This is a genomic window from Streptomyces sp. NPDC005794, assembly GCF_042871445.1.
Taxonomy (GTDB): Bacteria; Actinomycetota; Actinomycetes; order Streptomycetales; family Streptomycetaceae; genus Streptomyces.
This window is the reverse complement of the sequence record NZ_JBIAIN010000012.1, coordinates 195,362-213,828: the sequence shown is the minus strand read 5'-3', so window position 1 is coordinate 213,828 and position 18,467 is coordinate 195,362. Positions and strand designations below refer to the sequence as shown.

Below are 18,467 nucleotides of genomic sequence, written 5' to 3'. Positions count from 1 at the left end.
GTGGACCGCCGCGAAATAGCCGCCCTGCTGGCCTACATCGGCCGGCTCGACCCCCGCAGCATCCGCACCGACGAGGGCGAGGCCCGCGACCAGCTCGCCCAGTGGAACGAGCTGCTCGGTGACGTGCCGATCGCCACCCCGCACGGCTGGGACGCCCGCGTCACCGCCCGCCAGCACTACCGCACCTCGCCGTACCAGATCCAGCCGGCGGACGTGGTCCGCCCTTGGGAGAGCTACCGGCGCAACCGCCTTGCCCTCCACTCCGACCCCACGCCGTCCGCGGACCCGGACGACCAGGCCGCCTGGACCGCCGAGCTGGTCGGCACCCGTCGCGCTGTCGCCGCAGGCATGGCGCAGCCCGCGCAGGCCCTGGCCATCACCAGCAGCCAGGATGAGATCAACCCGAGGCTGCAGGCTCGGCTGGACCAGATCGGCTCCTGCATACCGCCCGCTGCCCGAGCCGCTCTCGCACCGTTCCGGCCCTCCCGGGCAGCGCGCGAGGCCGCCGTCGCGCAAGGACGGCCCGATGCCCTGAGCGTGCGATGCGAGTGGTGCCTGGCCCCGGTCGGCGAGCCGTGCCGACGCCGCCGGATCGGCCCCAACGACGGGGTACGCGCCATCACACCGCGCGCCACCCCGCACCCCGGCCGTCTCGACCTCGCCGACGCCCAGCAGGTCCAGCACACCGAGCAGGCCCAGCAGCCCGCCCTGGCCTGACCGGCGCACCCGGCGCGTGCATCCCGTCCGCTGCACCGCCACCTGACCTCACCGCCCCGCACCGGCTGCGACGCACGCCCACGCACCGCAGCCGGCACCCGACGCCGCACCCGCCGAGCACTGCGCTAGCCGGCCGGTGTGGCAGCACATCGGAGACTCACCTTGCGCCACATCACCACCCACGACGCGCCGGCCACCGGCCTGCGCGGCATCGGAGACACCAGCTGGCACACCCGCGGAGCGTGCCACGGCATGGACGTCGAGGACGCCGACGCCGTGTTCTTCCCCGGGCCCCGGGATCACGAGGAGATCGCGGAGGCGAAGGAGCTGTGCGGCTGGTGCCCCGTACGCCGCGAGTGCCTGGACTTCGCCCTGGAGAACGTCCTCAAGGAGGGCGTCTGGGGCGGGCTCACCGAAGCCGAGCGGCGCCCGCTGCACGACAAATTGCACCGGCGCTTGGACTACCGGCGTGTGACCGCCTTCTTCCAAGGACGCGACGTTCACCTGACGGAAGCCGAGCGGCAGGTGGTCATCGACCACGCGTACGTCCGGGGCTGGCAGCCCGACCGGCTCGCCGCCTCCCTGCAGATCAGCTACAAGCACGCCCGCGACCTGCTCCGGCAAGCGGCCAACAAGGTCTTCGACCGCGACCGCAAGTACGGCGTGCCCCGCTCCAAGAAGAAGCGGAAGAAGACCTTCAAGGGCAAGGGCGCCCCCGCGCCCGCAGTTCCCGGTACTCAGCAGCCGACAGGCCGCCCGGCGGCTCCGACCTCGGCGCACGCCCCTCTCGGAAAGGCAGCATGACCCACCCTGTCCTCACCTTCGGTGCTACTTCGGATCTCCCTCTCCTCCTCGCCGTCGTCGTGCCCGCCGCCCTCGCGCTCGTGCTGACCGCCTGGACCATCCGGCGCCGGGGGACTCGCTCGCAGAAACGTCTCGGCGGCCCGGCAGTCAAGGTCGCCGCCGTCGCCGCCTTGGGCTGCACCGCCTACAGCGCCGACACCTCGTGGCGCTTCGCCGCCGACTACCTCGACATGGCCGGCACCGCCGAGAGAGCCGCCATGTTCGCAGCCGCCGAACTCGCCCTGTTCGCGACCGCGCTGATGGCACGGCAGAACCTCACCGTCCAGGGCGCCCCCGGCCTGCCGGGCACGCTGGTCTGGGTGATCACTACGGTGCAGGTGATCCCCGCCTACGCCGAGAGCGGCCCCGTCGGCGGCACGGTCCGTGCCTTCGTCGGACCGGTCATGGCGGCGATGCTGTGGCACCTGGCCATGGGCATCGAACTGCGCCTGCGCACCCCGGGTGCAGCCTCGCACGGACTGATCGCCGTCCTGGGCCGGGAGGCACGCGAGCGGCTGCTGTCCCGCTTGGGCATCGCCGCGCGAGACCGCGACGCCGCGCAGATCACCCGGGACCGGGCCACCGGCCGTGCGGTCACCCTCGCAGCCCGCCTCGCCGAGCGCACACCCGAGCAGCAGCAGAGCCGTCGCGGCCGACGGCTGACGCGACGCCTGTCGAAGGCGGTCGGCAGGGCTGCGGTCGGCACCGACCCCCTCCAGCGAGCACAGCTGCTCGACCAGCTCGCTGCCCGGCGACACGCGCTCGCGCTCGCCACGGTCCCGCTCCCTTCTCCCTGGTCCCCGGCGCACAACAGCGCATCGGCAGCCACGGTCCCCGCACAGCCGACATCGAATGTCCCCGTCCCCGTCCCGGGTCCCCATGGTTCCGACGAGCCGGTCCGGGACCGAGGACCGAGGACTCCTCGGGGACCGGTCCCCGAGGAGGCGGACCCTAAAGCTAAGGCCGACGCGGGGACCGAGGGCGACGCAACGGGGATGTCCGCGGGGACCAAGCTCCCTGAAGACAGCGCGGTCCCGGGGACCGGTCCCGCCGATCCAGAAGCCGCAGCGCGGGACACAGCGGCCGCGAGGACTGACCGCAACGCGCGAAAGGTAGCAGCTCAGGACCCAAATTCTCATCGGGGGCCGAGCCTCGCGAAGTCCGGGACCGATAGCGCCGAGGACCGCGGACCGACCCCCACCGAGTCCGGGACCGAGAACACCCAGGACCGCGGACCGACCCCCACCGAGTCCGGGACCGAGAACACCCAGGACCGCGGACACAACGTCCCGCTTCGCCGGAAGCCGACCAGGACGTCCCGGACGAAGAACAAGGACAAGCGTGCCCGGTCCCGCTCTCCGCAGACGGAGCGCCAGGCACGCGAGCCGAGCGAGTCCGAGCGCCAGCTTGTCCGCGAGGTACACCCCCATGTTCCCGCTCTCCTCGAACGGGACGGCAACGGAGCGATCACTCGGGTGCAGCTGCGCGAAATCATCCGTCGCCAGGGCCTGACGGGTGTCGGTAACGACCGAATCGGCCTCGTCCTTCAGGAGCTGCGGAACGAGGACATCACGACGACGAGGAGCACCGCCCGATGAAGACCTGCCACCAGTTCAAGACCGTCCGCGCGGAGTACGAGCGAGAGATCGGATTCATGCTCGCTCACTCCAAGCGGCACGCAGGCAGGCCGGCGGCGAAGTCCAGTGCGAAGCAGGCTGCTTCGGCGAAACAGCGGATGGCCCGCGCGCTCAACAGTCACGTCGGGCGCTGCCCCGAGTGCGGTTGAACCGGCAAAACCCCAGCTCAAAGCCCGTACCCGTAAAGTGGCCCGGCTCCACGCCGGGCCACCGCCCCTCTTAGGAGGTACGCCGTGATTCCTCGTCCCCCTCGCCTTTCCGAGCCCCCCACCGCCGAGGCCGATGCCTGGGCGGACGTCCTGGTCCGCCGGCAACTCCTCCACGCCGTCGTCCTCACGCCAACCGGGCAGTGGCTCGTCCAGGACCGTCCCAACAGACCGGTCCGCGTCCTTGCCAGCCCAGCCGATGTCCTCGCGCTGGCCGCAACCATCCAGCAACACACCCGCTCCACGAGGACCGAATCCCGATGACAAACGCACCCAAGAACGGCACCACCCCGGCACCTGCACTTGAGCCCAACTCGGTCTCGGGGCGAGCAAGTTATCGCAAGAGCATTGCTCCCGTCGGGAGCAATGCTCTTGCGTCCCCCGCCCCTGGAGTGGCGGGAGCGGATCGGCACCGGGGGGCGCCGATCCGTGAGGATGCGACCGAGGGCGGTTCGCATCCTGAGAGGCAGGACCAGCACGCCTGCCACAGTGCGCACTGCGCTCACACCGTGCCTTCGAAGCCGCATGTGCAGCAGCGTGAACGCCTGCGCGACGAGAACAAGCGCATGCGCCAGCCCAGCTGCCGCATGAATGACGACGAGTACCAACTCCTCTCCCGTGCAGCCGCCGTGTGCCAGATGAGCGTCGCCAGTTTCCTCGCCCACGCCGCTCTTAAAGCCGCCGGCGACCTCGACCGTACGGCGGCGGAAATCGCCGCCCAACGAGAAGTCCACAACGAGCTCTTCGCTGTGCGCCGGCACCTCGGCCACATCGGCAACAACGTCAACCAGGTAGCCAAGGCCATCAACTCTGGTGCCGACGTCCCGTACGCCGAAGCCGTACTCGGCGCCGTCCAGCGCGCTACCCAGCGCGTGGACTCCTTCATCCAGCACTACCTCGACATCGAAAGGCGAACCGGATGATCCCGCGCGTCCACAAGCGCGGCTCGAACACGTTCGGCCTGCTCAACTACCTCTACGGCAAAGGGACCCATGAGGAGCATGTCGACCCGCATCTCGTCGCGGCCTGGGACAGTTTCGCTCCCGATCCCGGTCGCGATCCGCAGGCCACGAAGCGGCAGCTGCAGCAGCTCCTGGACCAGCCCGTCCAGGCGCTCGCGGCGTTGCGCCGCCCGGCGAAGCACGTCTGGCACCTCTCGGTGCGGGCCGCACCGGATGACCCGGTTCTCTCCGACGAGCAATGGGGCGAGATCGCCCGACGCATGGTCGCCGCGACCGGCATCGCTCCGGCCGCCGACGAGGCGGGATGCCGCTGGGCGGCCGTGCGCCACGCCGACGACCACATCCACATCATCGCCACGCTCGTCCGCGAGGACGGCCGGCGCCCGCGCCTCAACAACGACGCCAAGCGGTCTCAGGCCGAAGCCCGCCTGATCGAAGCCGAGTACGGGCTCAAGCAGCTCAGTGCCGGGGATGGGACCGCAGCGCAGCGCCCGACCAGCGCCGAGCGCCACAAGGCCCAGCGCCAGGGCCGCGAGCGCACGGCGCGCGAAGAACTGCGCGAGAGCGTACGTCGAGCGGTGACCGGCGCCAGAAGTGAAGAGGAGTTCTTCGACCGTCTCGCCGCCGCCGGCCTGCTGATCCGCAAGCGCGAGGCCCCGTCCGGCGACCTGCTCGGTTACAAGGTCGCCCTGCTCGACGACCTGAACAAGGACGGCGAGCCGGTGTTCTACCCCGGTGCGCGCCTGGCTCCCGACCTGTCCTTGCCTCGCATCCGCGAGCGGTGGTCCGGTGATGCGCAGGACGTCCCTGCGGCCCAGCGAGGGGAAGCGATTCGTAGGGAGCCGGGCAGTCCGGCCTCCGCGCGCCGCGGAACTGCATCGGCCGTGTGGCAGGCCGTGCTCGTCGTCGAACACGGCGAGGACGGGGTCGCCGCCGCCCACATCGCCGCGGTCGGCGAGGTCCTGGATGCCCTCGCGAAGACGTCTGCCGCTCACACCCGCCGCGAACTGCGCGACGCAGCAACGGCTTTCGAACGGGCCTCGCGCTCTCACGTTCGCGCTGTACGCGGGCACGATCGAGCCCTGCGACAGGCCGCCCGCGACCTCGTCCAAGGCGGTCCGGCCCTCGGCCGGGGCGAGGACGGTGCCACCACGGCGATGGCGATCGACATGTTGTTCTTCCTCGTCACTGCCGCCGCCCACTGGCATGCGAGGAAGGGCCATGCCCAGCAGGCCGAAGCCGCTAGCCGGGCCGCCGAGCACCTGCGCAACGCTTACCGGCCCGCCGCCGCTCAGCCGCTCGGCGTGCTCTACCAGCGCGGCCGACGCCTGAGCCGGCCGGTGCTCCAACGACAGACAGCGCTTCTGCGCGAAACGCTGCCGAGCCTGGCCGAGCAGATCCTCGCCGAGCCCGGTTGGTACGCCCTGGCCGCGACCATCGCGGAAGCCGACGCCGCCGGCCACGACCCGGCAGCGCTCCTGTCCGACGCCGTGGAGAGCCGAGAACTCGGCACTGCGGACTCGGTCAGTGACGTCCTGGTGTGGCGACTGCGGCTCCGGGCAGATCTGCCGGTCGACGCTACCGCAATACCGAAGAACCGCACGGCAAAGAATCCGGCGACCGTGCGCCCGCCGACGCCCCGAACCACCAGCTCTGGCCGCCGTTTCGGCGACGAGGCACCCGGCAACACGCGATGAGCCCCCGCCGCCGATGCGAGTGCGCCTCAGAGGAACTCGTGGACGCCGCGCACTCTCGTACGCAGCTTCGCCTGGGTGGCCCGGCTGTCGAGGCGGACGTCGAGTGCACCGGAAAGCGAGGTGCCGGCGCGGAGTCCCTCCGGCAACCGGGAAGCATCGAGCCCGTCCCGTTGAGCGATCAGCACACCCAGACGGTGACGACTCACGGCATCCCCACCCGCAAGGTGGTGTACGCCGCACGCGTCGGTGAAGGCCAGCTCCAGCAGGGCAGCGGCGAGGTCCCCGACATGCACGGGACAGCGGACGTCGTCGGTGAACAGGGCACCGGTCCGGGAGCCGGTCGCGAGGTCGTGCACGAGGCGGACATGCTCGGACTGGATGCCGCCGATGATCAGAGAGGTACGGGCGATGACGGCATCCGGAGTCAGAAGCCGGATGCCAGTCTCCGCCGCCGCCTTCGCTGCCCCGTACGGGGTGACGGGATCGGGGAGACAGGACTCGTCGTAGTGGACTCGGGTGCCGGAGAACACGGCGTCGCTGCTCACGTGAACGAGGCGGCAGTCGTACTTCGCCGCCGTCATCGCCAGGCGGACGGAGCCTTCGGCCGTGACGGCCCAGTTGGCGCTGCCGCTGCTCGCGTTGATGACCACGCAGGGGGCGAGCGAGGCAACAACCTCTTCGACACGGCCGCCGTCCCTCAGATCCACCTCATGCCACGTCGCCTCCGGACCATCGCACGGCCTGGTCGCGAAGGTCGCGGCAACGCGATGCCCAGCGACAGACGCCTGGCGGACCAACTCGGCGCCCAGGAACCCACTGCCTCCGACAATAAGGACCATCACGGCATGCCACGGTAGACGATCCCCACCTGGCTCGGAGTGCCTCGCCCACAGCGGCCCTGACCCGAGGATGCAGGAAACGCCTTATGACCTGCCGAAAGTCACTGTGAACTTTGTGAATTGAAACCGCCAGGGGCGTGAGGCACGATCATGAAGCGAGTAGGACGAGGCAAGGGGAGGACGCCAGCGTGTTTCACCGAATACGACGCAGGGCCAAGGAACCGAGCGAGGAGCAGCGCCAGTTCGCCGAGGTGTTTGCGCGGATGCAGAACCAGGTCCCGGCGGGCTTCGGGGAGCCGCCGGCCGAGCCGGAGCCCACCGACCCGGCCGGCGCGGTGGACGACTTCCTCCCGCCGGAGCTGCGCGTACCGAGCCACGACCAGGTCGACGGCAAGATGATGCCGTGGACGCAGCCCCTGGTCCTCGACGGCGAGATGGTCGCCTGCGCCGAGTGCGGTGCATACCGGGACTGGCTCATCCTCTCCACCCACGGCCAGATCTGGCTGCGCTGCCGGGCCGGCCACCAGCAGCAGGAGACCCGCCTCGACACCGCGTGGTACAACCGGCACTCTGGACCGGCGGACGCGACGCATGCAACGTTCGAGGACTGCCTGCGCCACCTTGGGCACTGACCACCACTCCTACGACCCCACCGGGCCTCCGGGCCCGCACTGACCACCCGTCGCCTAGCACCAAGGGGTCAGTTCCGTCATGCGCGCTCGCGTCGCCACCACCATCCTCGGCATCACCGCCGTCCTCCTCGCCGTACCCGCCTGCTCCACCGACACCGTCGGCACCACGTCCGACTCCGCGCCGTCCGCCCGTACCGGGGCGCAGGCCGACGCCGCCCAGCAGGCTGCCCTGCTCTCGTCAGCCGCGCTGGAGACGCGCCTGCTCAACGAGAGCGACCTGGGCAGGGGCTACCTGCGAAAGCCTGAACGCCCCTCCCAGCACGACGACGTCACCGTCATCGGCTGCCCGGCCCTGAGCGAGCTGGGCGGCGACGCCGCGACCGGCGGCACGCTCAGCTTCCCGCGCAAGGCGAAGGCGGACTTCACCTACGGCGGCAGCTCCTCAGAGGTCTCCGAGGATCTGTACAGCGACAGCCCGACCAAGCTGTCCGACGGTATCGGCCGGATCTTCGACGCGATGACCGGGTGCCCGACCTATCAGGTCGTCGCCGGCGGCGCCCCCATCGACATGGCCACGCAGAAGCTGATACCGCCCCACGAGCTCGGCGACGAGCAGTGGAGCCAGCTCCTGACGTTCTCCACGAGGGAACGGAGCACCGTGGTCAAGCAGACCGCCATCCGCGACGGAAGTCTGCTGCTGATTGTCTCCGGCTCCCCGGCCCTCGTCGACCGGCACCTCGACAAGGCCCTCACCAAGGCCACGGCAACGAGCTGACCTGCCCATCCGCCCTGCTGCTGCCTCCGACCGCTGTGCGTCGGGGGCAGCAGTGCGTCACAGGGGGCAAAGCCTTGTGGACATCAACGGTGCACGGCGACTGTCGCGGTCCGGGAAGCAAGAAGCCCGGCGCCCTCCGATGAGGAGGGGCCGGGCTGCGGGCGTCGGGAGTGGCTGGCTGGATGTTAGATGGCCGGCGCGCGCAGGAGCTGAGCCTGGGTGGCCTCGGGCAGCACCCGGCGCAGGACCGGCGCGGTTGAGCTGAGGGAGGCAGCGAAGGCCGCGACGAGATCGTGCGGGACGCTCGTGCCAAAGGACACCGCCCACAGGCACGGCGCGCCGAGTGCGGGCTCCGCCCACGCTTGCCACCCAGCCGATCCCACTTCGTCAACCTCGGTGGTCAGGGCGCGGGGGTCGCCGTCCTGGATGAGGGGCGGCACCTCGCCGAGGCTGATGTGCGAGGTGAACGTCGGATCCGTCGCCGCCCGGGGTTGGTCGATGTCGCGGAACCAGCCGTGTGCAGCGACGGCGTCGAGAACCAGCTCGGGCCCTGCGATCGGCACGGCGGGCTGGTTGCGGGCATCTAGCGCGACGAGAAAGTCGGCCACGGACTCGCCGGGGACGCCGGAGGTGAAGTACGCCGACCACTGAGCGAGCGGGCTGCTCGTGTCCGGGCGGGCGGAGACCTGCCAGGCGATCGGCAGATCTCCCAGGTGGAACGGCTCGTCCGCCAGGCTCCACTGTGCCCACCGGAGGGTGTCGGGGCTGATGTGCAGGACGGTGCTGCGCAGGACCTGGCGGTCCTCATCTGCTTCGTCCGGCTGGTGGCGACCGCGGACGATCGTCAGGCTCGTCCAGCCCAGGCCGGAGAGCGTGTTGGCGACGGCGTCGTAGAGGCGCCCGTCGTCACCGGCCAGATATCGGGGCCCGACCCAGAACGCGGGCTGGCCGCCACGCGGAGTGGACGGATCGAGAGGGAAGTCGGGGTACAGGGGCGCCTCCAAGGGCTCGGTGCGGGTTCTACTTGCCGCCGGCACGGCGGCGGGGTCGGCGTGGGGGCGCCTGGACAGGGCCCTGCCACGTCAGGTCGACGGCCACCTCGGGCGGCAGATGGCCGAGCTGGGTACTCTCGTCCCGCCCTTCGGCCAGGTAAACGACGGTCCGGCCGGTCTCGTCCACCGATTGCACGACCTGTGCCAGCCGGTGTGCCATCGGAAAGAACGGGTTCATGGCCTGGCGGACCGGAGCACTCCGGTCGCAGGCGGACAACAGGTCGATGAGATCACCGACGGTCATCTCCGGGGACGTCACGAAGGGCCTCCTGGAGTGAGGGGAAACGGGGAGCGAAGAAGGCCGGCAGGAAGCCGGTCCTCCGGGCGGGGGCTTCCGCTGAGTTCCGCGCGGTCATACGCGACGCGACGTCTCCAACACTCGGGCCACGGCGGCGGCGACGATGTCGGCCGGTGTCTCAGTGCCGAACGACAGGTGGTAGCCGGGCACCTCGACCGTGCCGGTGACGGCTATCGTCCATCCCTCACCGTCGGTGCCGGGGCGACCGAGCGGGAACCAGCCGAGGTAGAAACGGCCGTCCTTCGAGCTGACATGCACGTCCGCGCGATCGTCCACGATCAGGTGGAAGTCCTCCGCGGAGAATTGGTCCATGACGAGTGTGGGCTGACCGGGGCCGAGCTGCCACTCCCGCGGTCGCAGGGCTTCGATGGTGGTGGAGAAACCGGGGCCCGCAGGGAGTGTGGTCATAGGCAATCACCTCTCTGACCTGGGGATTCCTGCAAGGTTGTCTACGTTGACATGCCCTCGCGGCCGTTGGCCAGTCTTTCCGCACTCTTTCCTGTCTGCCCCCGGCGAACTGTGTCCGTCGACATCGAACCCGGCCCCACATTGACCGTGAGAATGGCGATGCGCCGAAGCTCGGCAACAGCATCACGAAGGCAGTTCCTGAGGCCCTCGGCGCGTCGGCAGGCCCCAGCACCAGCATCTGCCGCCTTACCCGTTCACGCCCACTCCACCCAAAAGGCCCTGGGAACCACCCATGGCTCCCAGGGCCTTCGAGGCATGCGCAGAAAAGCGCCCGTTTACTCCACCCACAGGGTCAGACACGCATGACGACCACCGACGCAAGGGCGCCAGCCGCCCAGGCGAGCAGCAGGCTCTGGCTCCTGCTGACGCCGTTCGCGTCAGCCCACCGTTTGGCGAGGGCACGGACGATCACTCCAGTCACGGCCGCTACCTGATTCCTGGACATAAGTCAGTCCTTCCGAGAGAAGGGAGAGACGCTCGAATTGGCGCCGCTCACTCACAGAAGCAGAGCAAAGCCACTGGTGACAACGGGCATAGGTGCGTTTGCAAGTTAGAGCGGCCCGGGACGGGAGTACTCGGCTCGACCGGTCGGCCACTGCGCCACTACGTTGCTCCGCATGGCAGTTGAAATCCGTGTTCTGCGGCGCGACGACCTCCTTCTCGCCGCCACGTCCGCCGGCTTCAGTGTGATGACCGAGCGGCGGCTGGAGGACTTTCGACGCGACGGCCTGATGCCCCGACCCGTCCGCGTTGGCAACGACGGGCGCCGTCCGGTCTGGATCTACCCGCCGGGCAGCGACCGCCAGCTGGTCCAGCTCCTGCGCTGGCGCAAGCACACCTCGAATGTGGACGTGCTGCGCGTCGTGTTGTGGATTGAAGGCTTCCCACTCGCCCTTGACGTTGTCCGTGCCTCCGCGATCGCCGTGATGGACGGCCTGTCGCACGAGCTGGAGCAGCTCCTCCGGACGGAGGCATCCAGCCGGGGCCTCGACCCGGCTGACGACCAGGACGCGGTCGTGGGTGCCGTCGCCGAGACTATGGCCGCGAAGCGAGGCAAGGACGCTCTGCCCCGCCCGATCCGCGTCCCGGCAGGCGAACGGGCGACCGCCGTCGCGCAGCTGCTTCATATCTTCGCCCTCGGCACCCAGCCGGACGTGACCGAAGACGAGGCGGAGACGGTCGAGAAGGTCCTTGGCGTCTCTCCGGGCAGACGGCATCGCGTGGAGGACGCCGGCCCCTGGCTGACCGGTCCGGCGAGCGTCCTCGTCGGCGCTGCCGACTTCGTCTCCCTGCCGCGGATGACCGAAGCACTCACCGACGCCACCGATTCCGAATGGGAGGAAGCTCGCTCATCAGCTGCGGCGTTCTTCCTCCAGCTCCCCGTTTTCAGTCGGGCTGTCGCCGCTATGACCGGCAATAAGAACTTCGCTGGTATGGGCGGACACACCGCGCTGGACAGCGAACCCCTCATGGCCGTCCTCCTGATGGCCTTCGTCCTGGGTGCACGCGGGGCCGACTGGTTCGGCAACGTGGAGGACCTGGCTGCCTCACTAGCGCGATGGCCGACCTTGGTGGGCGAGATGAAGCAGGTGCTTGACCTGCCGCAGGCCCAACTTGACCGCAATCTCGCCGGCCTCGGCCACGAGATGCGGGCCCGCACTCAGAGGGTCATCCAAGCCCTTCTGGACGGCGAGCTGGACACCGGTCCCAAGCTGTGCGGTGACGCGTAATTCACGACGAAAAGCAGACCTTAGGCTTCTTTCATGAGCACAGTGCGCGCCCGGGTGTGGCGCTTCACGATTGAGAAGGGGAAGGCTGGCGCGGAGGCTGTCCGGGCCGTCGAAATCGGGCAGGGCCCGCTGCCGGTTTCCTTGGCCGCCATGGTCAACGTCAACGCCCTTGCCTGTGACCTGCGCAAGACGGTCGACCAACGTGTACGCGATCACGAGATCAGTCTGCTGCTCAGCTACATCGTCGGCGATCAGGGCAAGGGGCAGCTCGGTGCCGAGTGTTACGCCCTCGACTCCAGCGCTGGCCACATCCAGCGTTTCGTCAGCGAGTGCACCGGGCTCGGTGTGATGAGCGCTGCCAGCGAGGTCCTGTTCGACTGGAAGCACACGACCAGCGGGCTCAGCAGCTTCGACGTGTTGCCTGGAAAGCTTCGTGGGGTGTACGCGAATACGGGCGTGCGACCGGATCTCCTGTACGACTTGGCCGACGGGCCGGTCGCCGGAGAAGCACGGGGTCGGCGAAGGCGCGCCAAGCAGATGTTCCCGGCAGGCAAAGGCACCCCGGAGCAGCGGAAGCGTCTGGAGAAGCTCGCCCAGTGGTCCGTTGACCACGGTGATCATGCCTACTTCATGAGCTGGGTCTGGATCGGCCAGGGCGGCGTTTACGTCGATATCTTCCTTCCCGAGGACTCCGTCGCCCTGAAGGGCCTCAAGACCGGCTGGATCGAGACGCCGGGAGGCGGGAAGCCCTGGCAGTTCCGCGTTCCCCGGCCCGACCCCCGCCGCGTGGTCGCCCCGGCCCCGGAAGGAGACCTCGCGATCCAGGTTCCACTTCCTATGGTCAGCGGTCAGGTTGCCACCAGGGCAGCGCTCAGGCGGGTGGGGCCAGCGGCGGAGGAAGCGATGAACCGGGCCTTCAGCCGCGAGGAGGACGAGATCGGCACGTTCGCCGGCGTACCTGTCCGGGGGCGTTGGATCCCCGGCGACACCCTTGGTGAGGCGCGGCACGAGGTATTGCTCGGTATCTTGGGCGAGCGCGTGGAACTGGACCGCCGTGCTCAGCGCGAGCGACTGGCCGCCCTGACAGGAGATCGGCTCGACACGTTCCTCGACGGCCGCCTGGTCACGGTCGTACGCTCGGTCGAGAGCCCCCGACCGACCTGGGATCGGATCAGCGCGGAGTTGCTGGAGCACTGAGGCCCGTATCCCGCGCATCAGCGGCAGGCCAGATCCTGAAGGGCTTGTTCTGGGCGACTGGCCTGCTGCGGAGCGCTCACATCCACCCCACATACCCGCGCTTGACCACCTGCGCATCGTGTATGAAGGCCCAGGAGGTCGGCAGGTAGGCATTATCCCGCCCGCGGATGACACGGGCTTCTGGACGGCGCGCCGGCGGGTTGGCCAGGTAGGCGTCGATGACCGGGATTGCAAAGCCGATGCCTCGTCGGCGCTTGCGCTCATACGGCGCTAGCTCGTTCAGGTTGCACGGGAGGCAGAGGATCCCGCGGACGCAGCAGCGGTTGCCGGACCTCTTCATGTCGCAGCAGTAATGGTCGTGATCGATCTGCCAGGGGCGCGGTTCGGCGTGAGGGATACCGCCGTCGCAGGGCTCTTCATTGTCCCCGCAGAGGCCGCACCGAAAGTTTTGCGCACGCCAGATGGCGTTGTACTGGGGGATGGTGAGCCCGTACTTCTCGATGCCCCGGCGCATCCGATAACACCCTTGGCACTCGCGGCCCCGTACCAGGCGGGCCGCCCACGCCCCACAGTCGCAGAATTCACCGTCCCCTTCGAGTTCGATCTGTGTAACGATCTGCTTGATCTCTTCCGGGGAAATCATGCCGGGATTCTAGTAGAGCTTGCCTCTGACAGCGCCTACCGTCATTGAGCGCTTTCCAGCTTATGTCTGAGCTGGTCGGACACAGGTAGAGGATCTGCGTGTCAGAGCAGGGCCGCCCCAGCGCAGCAGCCGAGTACCGTGCCCGTCAGGCTCAGGGCGAGAAGGACGTTACGGGCGCGCACCTGCTCGGGTCCAACGGCCACCACCATGCCGCTGCGGTCAAGCCGCACGCACCACAGCAACAAGGCCGCACCCCATCTACGGAACAGCCATCGTCCGTACAGCGCGCCGAGCAGCAGGGTGCTCAGCAGGCCGATGACGGCCATGACCACCCGGCTCTGGCCTGTGTCGGCGACGAACGCCGCGGACCAGAGAAAGCGGGCTCCGAGGGCCGCACCCAGAACGAAAGGTGCGGCAGCGGCAGGCAGGGGCCCACGGATGCCCTCCTGCCAGGCATGGATGAGCAGTGCCAGCGTCGCGAGACCCGCCACCCACGGCGCCGCAATCGCGTAGCCGGTACCGGGGGGACACGGGACACCGATGCGCGGACCGCAGTTCGTGGCCGCTCCTGCGAACTCCCACCCGAACACGAAGAGACAGCTCACTCCGCCCCAGACCAACAGATTGAGCAGGAGCACCGTGAGCCCGGATACGAACATGTTGTTCGGAACGGCCCCTTTGTCCCGCCTGCCTTCCTCATTCATCTGTGCGTCGAGCACTGGGCGTTCTCCATTCGTGTGGTCCGGTGGCCAGTTGGACCGAGAGACAGGTGGAACCCCTGTAGACGGGTTTCGACTAAGCGGGGAGGGCTCGATCACGACCGCAGCGTAACGAGGCGTCCATGTGCTCGTGAACAACGGAGCCCCCGGATTCCAGTCTGTGGAATCCGGGGGCTCCGTGTCGTGAAGGGGGTGGAGTGCGGGTCAGCTCTCGGTGGAGTCGTCGGCAGGGCTGTCGGTGCGGCTGCGGCGTGCCATGGCGAGGGCTCCTCCGCCTCCTGCGATCAGCACGGACGGGAGAGCCCCCGGCTTCCACAGTGTGGAAGCCGGGGGCTCTGTGTCGCGAAGGCATCGAGGGTGAGGGGTCAGCTCTCGTTGGAGTCGTCAGGGGACTCGTCCGCTCGACGGCGGCGGACCATGACGAGGACGCCTCCGCCGAGGATAATCAGCGCCCCCGCGCCGCCGATCAGCCACGGCGTGGCATCAGCGCCGGTGTGAGCGAGGGAGCCCGCTGGTGCCTTCGACGTGGAGTTGCCAACCAGGGTCGCGGTGGCAGGGGTGGAGGAGTCGGGATCCGGTGTGTCGGTGGCTGGCGCTGAGGGCGTGGTCTCGCCGGAACCGCTGCTCGGCGTACCCGGTGTGGACGGGTGCTGGGTGGGCTTGTGGGTCGGCTTGTCCGAGGGATCGGGCTTCGGGTCGGTCGCGGTTTTGGCGTTGGTGACGGTCACGGTAACCGGGGCGCCGGGGCCCGCGGTGAACGTCTTGGTCGGCTTGTAGAGGTCGTAGCCGGTGGGGGCTTTGATCTCCTTGACCCAGAACTGCGTCTTCTCGCTTGTTACCGGCAGGGCTCCGGAGGCCGTGCCCTTGGCTCCGGTGGTCAGGGTGAGCAGTGTCGAGTCGCCAGTACCGATGTTCACGGTCGCTCCGGGCAGGAGTTTGCCGCTCTTGTCGTCCTTTGCCTGCAGGAGAACCTTGGCCGCCTTGAAGGGGCCGATGATCGTCAGCCGGGTGGTCGCGCCCGGTGTGACGATGACGTCCTGGTCGGCAACGATCTCGTGGAGCGGACTGCCGGAAGCAGTCTCCTTCAACCGGTAGACACCCGGCGCGAGGTCGGTGAAGGTCAGCTTCCCCTGCGCGTCGCTCTTCCCGTGTCCGGCTTCCTGACCGGCGGCGTCGAGTAGCAGAAACGTGGCGCCCGGCAGCGCGTCTCCGGCAGTGTCCTTGGTGGTGATCTCGACGCTGCCCGCGTCCGGGGCCGGCGTCTCGGCGGGGGCGGCGGAGGTCAAGGGGGTCGGTTCGGAGGGCTGGGCGCTCGCGGCGGGAGCCCAGGTAAGGGTGCCGGTCACCGCCACAGCGACGGCAGCGGTTCGGACGAAAGGTGCGTGCACGAGAAAGGGGACTCCTTGAACATGGGGGAAGGTCAGCGGATGTAAGCACCGTTGCGGGTGAGCGGCGGGGCAGCGGCCTTGAGCGCGGTACGCCCCGTCGTGCGGCTGGGTGCGGACGCGGTCCAGGCGCCTGGGAACCAGACGGCGGTGTACTGCTCGATGGCGTCACGCAGCCCGGTCGTGACGGCGCCGTCCCACGGCGGGCGGCCGGGGCGGTTGTAGGTGTCGAAAGTGCCGTATTGCTTGGTGTTCGGACGGGTGTTGGTGGCTTCGTCGCGGCGGTGGAACGTGCCGTGGTCCAGGAAGCTGAGTGCCACCGCGTCGATTTCGCCGCAGTCGGGGTGGACGACCGCCAAGCGCAGCCCGCCGTAGGTCTCCGCGTGGATGGTGCGGCTGAAGTCGATCCGCAGCCGCATCGGTGCGCCTGGGATGGGGACGGCGAAGTAGGTGTTGCCCACGACGGTGTGATCGTGAAAGGGAAGGCACAGCTCGGCGAAGAACTCGGGGGCCTGCAAGGACAAAGAGGGTTCTCCAGATGTGGGGTTGGGCTGCCGTCAGCGACGGGGGCCGGGCAGGGCCGGTCGGCTGGTGGTGCTCCAGCGCGGGACGCTGGTCGCGGGGAGCGCGGCCAGGCGTCGGGATGAGACAGCCCGCTGCACGTCGAGCGGGGTGGGAGTCGGCGGGCCGGGCGGCAGGATCGGAGTGAGCTGGACCATGCCCTCGCGGTAACTGAACGTCGCCTCGCGCCAACGGGGCAGTGGGGCCGGGTCGGAGACGCACTGGGTGACGGCAGTGAGCAGGGCGACCGGGGTGCCGGTGCTGGCGGTCGCGTACCAGGCAGGCCGGTCGATGGACTTGCCGGCCCACAGCTGCCAGCGGGCGTCTCGGGTGGTCAGTTCGGCTTCCGGGTCCAGAGGCCCGGTGGTGAACTCCAGCCCGGCGAGCCCGTCGGGTGACTGGACTGCGAGATTGCCCCACCGCGTGCGCTCCAGCTGCCAGCCTCGTTTGATGAGGGGGACGACGGCCAGGAACGGCTCGCGGTCATCGCTTCGGGAGTCCGGTGCCGCGAGGTAGGCGTCTGGGCCCTGCTCGTACGCCGAGGCGAGAGCTGTGGTGAATGCCTGGACGAACTCGGTGGGGGTGCTGTCGTTGAAGCAAACGCCCCAGGTCGGCGGTCCGAACGGGTCCTGGTAGGCGTTGATGCGCCAGAGACCGTCGTCCTCGCCTGCGGGGAGGTAGCCGAGGTGGATCTTGTGGTCGGGGGCGTTCGTGTACGCGTTACCGAGGTCGTCGTGCTGCAGTTCCCAGCCGAGGTCGAGGAGCGGAGCGAGGGCTGGGTCGCCGATGCCGGTGGTGCCGGCGAGGTAGCGCGGGGAGACGTAGACGTCCCCGTCGATGTCGGAGCGCGGATCGGGCTGATAGCTCATCGGTCTGCCCTCGTGGCGACGGTGATCTCGTCGGCGGCGGCATCGAGGCGGTCGGTGACCTCGGCGGTGTTCCGGCCGGTGACGATGTAGAACCCGGCCCGGGCGGTGAACAGGTCACCGTCGGGCGGCAGGCGGAGCTGCTCGCCGATCTCGCGGATCCACTGCACCTGCCGCAGCCACGGGGTATGGGCGGCGAACGGGGTGTTGATGTGCCGCGTGGTAAGGGTGCCGGAGGCTTCCGGGTAGAGCATGCGGATGCCCGCTGCCCCGCGTCGGGTCGGGGTGAGGTCCGGTGCCCGGCCGCAGGCGAGGTCGGCGGCGGCCTTGGGCAGGTCGATGCCGGTGGCGAGGCGCACTAGGTGGCCGATCATGTCGCCGCCGATGCGCGCGTTGACCTCGATCAGCCGGGGCCTCCCGTCCACGAGACGCAGTTCGACGTGCTGCACACCGTCGGCGATCCCCATCGCGTTGACCGCGGCAGCGGCGGTCGGGGCGACCTGGGCCAGGAGAGGGTCGGCGGCATCGACGGTGTGCCCGGTCTCGTCGAAGTACGGGGCGGGCCCCAAGTGCTTGCGGGTGAGGGCGACCGCGGTGGTCCGTCCCTGATGGGTGACGCATTCGACGGAGAATTCCGGTCCGTCGAGGTACTCCTCGACCAGGACGCCGGTGTCCTCGCGGCTGCGGCTCGCGCCCTTGGAGGCGAACGCGAACGCGGCAGGCAGCTCTTCGGGCCCATCGACGCGGATCACGCCGATACTGCCGGCGAATGCGGCGGGCTTGAAGACGGCTGGGAAGCCCAGCGTCATCGTCGCAAGGCCGGCCTCCAGCAGCGTTCGTGCCTTCATCGAGGCGGCCGACGGTACCCCATGGCGGGCGAACAGGGTACGGGCAGTGCCCTTGTTGCGGCAGGCCCGCATCACCTCGACGGAATTCGAGGGCAGACCAAGCGCGCGGGCGAGGCGGGCGGTGGGGACGAGGTGCCACTCGTCCCAGGTGACCACGCCGGCCAAGTCGTGGCGCTCGGCCAGGGCCCGGCCACCGGCGAGCAGGGCTGCGGGGTCGGTGAGGTCGGCGACGGCATGGTCGACGATGAACGGCCTCTCCCACGACGGCTCGGTACCGGTGAGCAGGACGACGTCGTACGCGGCGGCCACCTGCTCAAGGCAGTAGCCGCGATAAGTCTCATCACCCGGAGAGACCAGGAGTACGAGGGGACGAGCGGACAAGGAAAGGGTTC

The 18,467-nt window shown here is 69.3% G+C and carries 21 protein-coding genes; 10 read left to right on the top strand and 11 right to left on the bottom strand.

Annotated features, from left to right (window positions below; translation table 11 throughout):
* The 6 genes from ACFYQ5_RS21025 (at position 1) to ACFYQ5_RS21000 (ending at position 6,062) form a co-directional block, all read left to right on the top strand.
* Positions 1-717, top strand: coding sequence for a hypothetical protein (locus ACFYQ5_RS21025; protein WP_366533022.1), 717 nt, complete (start codon positions 1-3; stop codon positions 715-717).
* Positions 718-879: 162 nt separating this feature from the next.
* Positions 880-1,521 carry a WhiB family transcriptional regulator gene (locus ACFYQ5_RS21020; protein ID WP_366533098.1) on the top strand — a complete coding sequence of 214 codons (642 nt, stop codon included), beginning with the start codon at positions 880-882 and terminating at the stop codon, positions 1,519-1,521.
* Entirely contained in the window at positions 1,518-3,158 is a 1,641-nt protein-coding gene (locus tag ACFYQ5_RS21015; RefSeq protein WP_389199372.1) for a hypothetical protein, read from the top strand. The genes ACFYQ5_RS21020 and ACFYQ5_RS21015 overlap by 4 nt, the downstream gene beginning before the upstream one ends.
* Positions 3,155-3,346 carry a hypothetical protein gene (locus ACFYQ5_RS21010; RefSeq protein WP_366533024.1) on the top strand — a complete coding sequence of 64 codons (192 nt, stop codon included), beginning with the start codon at positions 3,155-3,157 and terminating at the stop codon, positions 3,344-3,346. Before ACFYQ5_RS21015 ends, ACFYQ5_RS21010 begins: the two co-directional genes overlap by 4 nt.
* 566 nt (positions 3,347-3,912) lie before the next feature.
* The gene (locus tag ACFYQ5_RS21005) at positions 3,913-4,326 is read left to right on the top strand and encodes a plasmid mobilization protein (protein WP_366533025.1); all 414 of its coding nucleotides are present in this window, start codon (positions 3,913-3,915) and stop codon (positions 4,324-4,326) included.
* Positions 4,323-6,062, top strand: coding sequence for a relaxase/mobilization nuclease domain-containing protein (locus ACFYQ5_RS21000; protein WP_389199370.1), 1,740 nt, complete (start codon positions 4,323-4,325; stop codon positions 6,060-6,062). Before ACFYQ5_RS21005 ends, ACFYQ5_RS21000 begins: the two co-directional genes overlap by 4 nt.
* Positions 6,063-6,088: 26 nt before the next feature.
* Here the strand turns inward: ACFYQ5_RS21000 and ACFYQ5_RS20995 are convergent, their stop codons facing one another.
* Complete coding sequence (locus ACFYQ5_RS20995) at positions 6,089-6,904, bottom strand: SDR family oxidoreductase (protein ID WP_388207731.1); 816 nt, start codon at positions 6,902-6,904, stop codon at positions 6,089-6,091.
* Positions 6,905-7,089: 185 nt separating this feature from the next.
* Between ACFYQ5_RS20995 and ACFYQ5_RS20990 the strand changes: the two genes are divergently transcribed.
* Both ACFYQ5_RS20990 and ACFYQ5_RS20985 read left to right on the top strand, forming a co-directional pair.
* Complete coding sequence (locus tag ACFYQ5_RS20990; RefSeq protein ID WP_388207734.1) at positions 7,090-7,533, top strand: hypothetical protein; 444 nt, start codon at positions 7,090-7,092, stop codon at positions 7,531-7,533.
* Between the two features lie 79 nt (positions 7,534-7,612).
* Complete coding sequence (locus ACFYQ5_RS20985; protein ID WP_389199368.1) at positions 7,613-8,308, top strand: hypothetical protein; 696 nt, start codon at positions 7,613-7,615, stop codon at positions 8,306-8,308.
* A 185-nt stretch (positions 8,309-8,493) separates the two neighbouring features.
* Here the strand turns inward: ACFYQ5_RS20985 and ACFYQ5_RS20980 are convergent, their stop codons facing one another.
* From ACFYQ5_RS20980 to ACFYQ5_RS20965, 4 genes are all read right to left on the bottom strand, one after another.
* Entirely contained in the window at positions 8,494-9,312 is an 819-nt protein-coding gene (locus ACFYQ5_RS20980) for a DUF317 domain-containing protein (protein ID WP_366533030.1), read from the bottom strand.
* 16 nt (positions 9,313-9,328) lie between these two features.
* On the bottom strand, positions 9,329-9,619 hold the full coding sequence (locus ACFYQ5_RS20975) for a hypothetical protein (RefSeq protein ID WP_389199366.1): 291 nt from the start codon (positions 9,617-9,619) through the stop codon (positions 9,329-9,331).
* A gap of 93 nt (positions 9,620-9,712) precedes the next feature.
* Positions 9,713-10,066 (bottom strand): DUF317 domain-containing protein, encoded by a 354-nt coding sequence (locus tag ACFYQ5_RS20970; RefSeq protein ID WP_366533032.1) that lies wholly within the window; start codon positions 10,064-10,066, stop codon positions 9,713-9,715.
* A gap of 352 nt (positions 10,067-10,418) precedes the next feature.
* Positions 10,419-10,571 (bottom strand): hypothetical protein, encoded by a 153-nt coding sequence (locus ACFYQ5_RS20965; protein ID WP_319304664.1) that lies wholly within the window; start codon positions 10,569-10,571, stop codon positions 10,419-10,421.
* 172 nt (positions 10,572-10,743) lie between these two features.
* Between ACFYQ5_RS20965 and ACFYQ5_RS20960 the strand changes: the two genes are divergently transcribed.
* Together ACFYQ5_RS20960 and ACFYQ5_RS20955 are read left to right on the top strand one after the other, a co-directional pair.
* Complete coding sequence (locus tag ACFYQ5_RS20960; protein ID WP_389199364.1) at positions 10,744-11,856, top strand: hypothetical protein; 1,113 nt, start codon at positions 10,744-10,746, stop codon at positions 11,854-11,856.
* Between the two features lie 33 nt (positions 11,857-11,889).
* The gene (locus ACFYQ5_RS20955) at positions 11,890-13,053 is read left to right on the top strand and encodes a hypothetical protein (RefSeq protein WP_366533034.1); all 1,164 of its coding nucleotides are present in this window, start codon (positions 11,890-11,892) and stop codon (positions 13,051-13,053) included.
* 76 nt (positions 13,054-13,129) lie between these two features.
* Here the strand turns inward: ACFYQ5_RS20955 and ACFYQ5_RS20950 are convergent, their stop codons facing one another.
* The 6 genes from ACFYQ5_RS20950 to ACFYQ5_RS20925 form a co-directional block, all read right to left on the bottom strand.
* Positions 13,130-13,696 (bottom strand): endonuclease domain-containing protein, encoded by a 567-nt coding sequence (locus tag ACFYQ5_RS20950; protein ID WP_389199363.1) that lies wholly within the window; start codon positions 13,694-13,696, stop codon positions 13,130-13,132.
* Between the two features lie 101 nt (positions 13,697-13,797).
* Positions 13,798-14,355, bottom strand: a complete 558-nt coding sequence (locus tag ACFYQ5_RS20945) for a hypothetical protein (RefSeq protein WP_389199362.1) — start codon at positions 14,353-14,355, stop codon at positions 13,798-13,800.
* A 425-nt stretch (positions 14,356-14,780) separates the two neighbouring features.
* Positions 14,781-15,803 (bottom strand): SpaA isopeptide-forming pilin-related protein, encoded by a 1,023-nt coding sequence (locus ACFYQ5_RS20940; protein WP_389199360.1) that lies wholly within the window; start codon positions 15,801-15,803, stop codon positions 14,781-14,783.
* 32 nt (positions 15,804-15,835) lie between these two features.
* Positions 15,836-16,324 carry a hypothetical protein gene (locus ACFYQ5_RS20935; protein WP_389199358.1) on the bottom strand — a complete coding sequence of 163 codons (489 nt, stop codon included), beginning with the start codon at positions 16,322-16,324 and terminating at the stop codon, positions 15,836-15,838.
* A gap of 33 nt (positions 16,325-16,357) precedes the next feature.
* Positions 16,358-17,230 (bottom strand): DUF317 domain-containing protein, encoded by an 873-nt coding sequence (locus ACFYQ5_RS20930; RefSeq protein WP_389199356.1) that lies wholly within the window; start codon positions 17,228-17,230, stop codon positions 16,358-16,360.
* Positions 17,227-18,456 (bottom strand): ATP-grasp domain-containing protein, encoded by a 1,230-nt coding sequence (locus ACFYQ5_RS20925; protein ID WP_389199354.1) that lies wholly within the window; start codon positions 18,454-18,456, stop codon positions 17,227-17,229. The genes ACFYQ5_RS20930 and ACFYQ5_RS20925 overlap by 4 nt, the downstream gene beginning before the upstream one ends.
* Between the last annotated feature and the right edge of the window lie 11 nt (positions 18,457-18,467).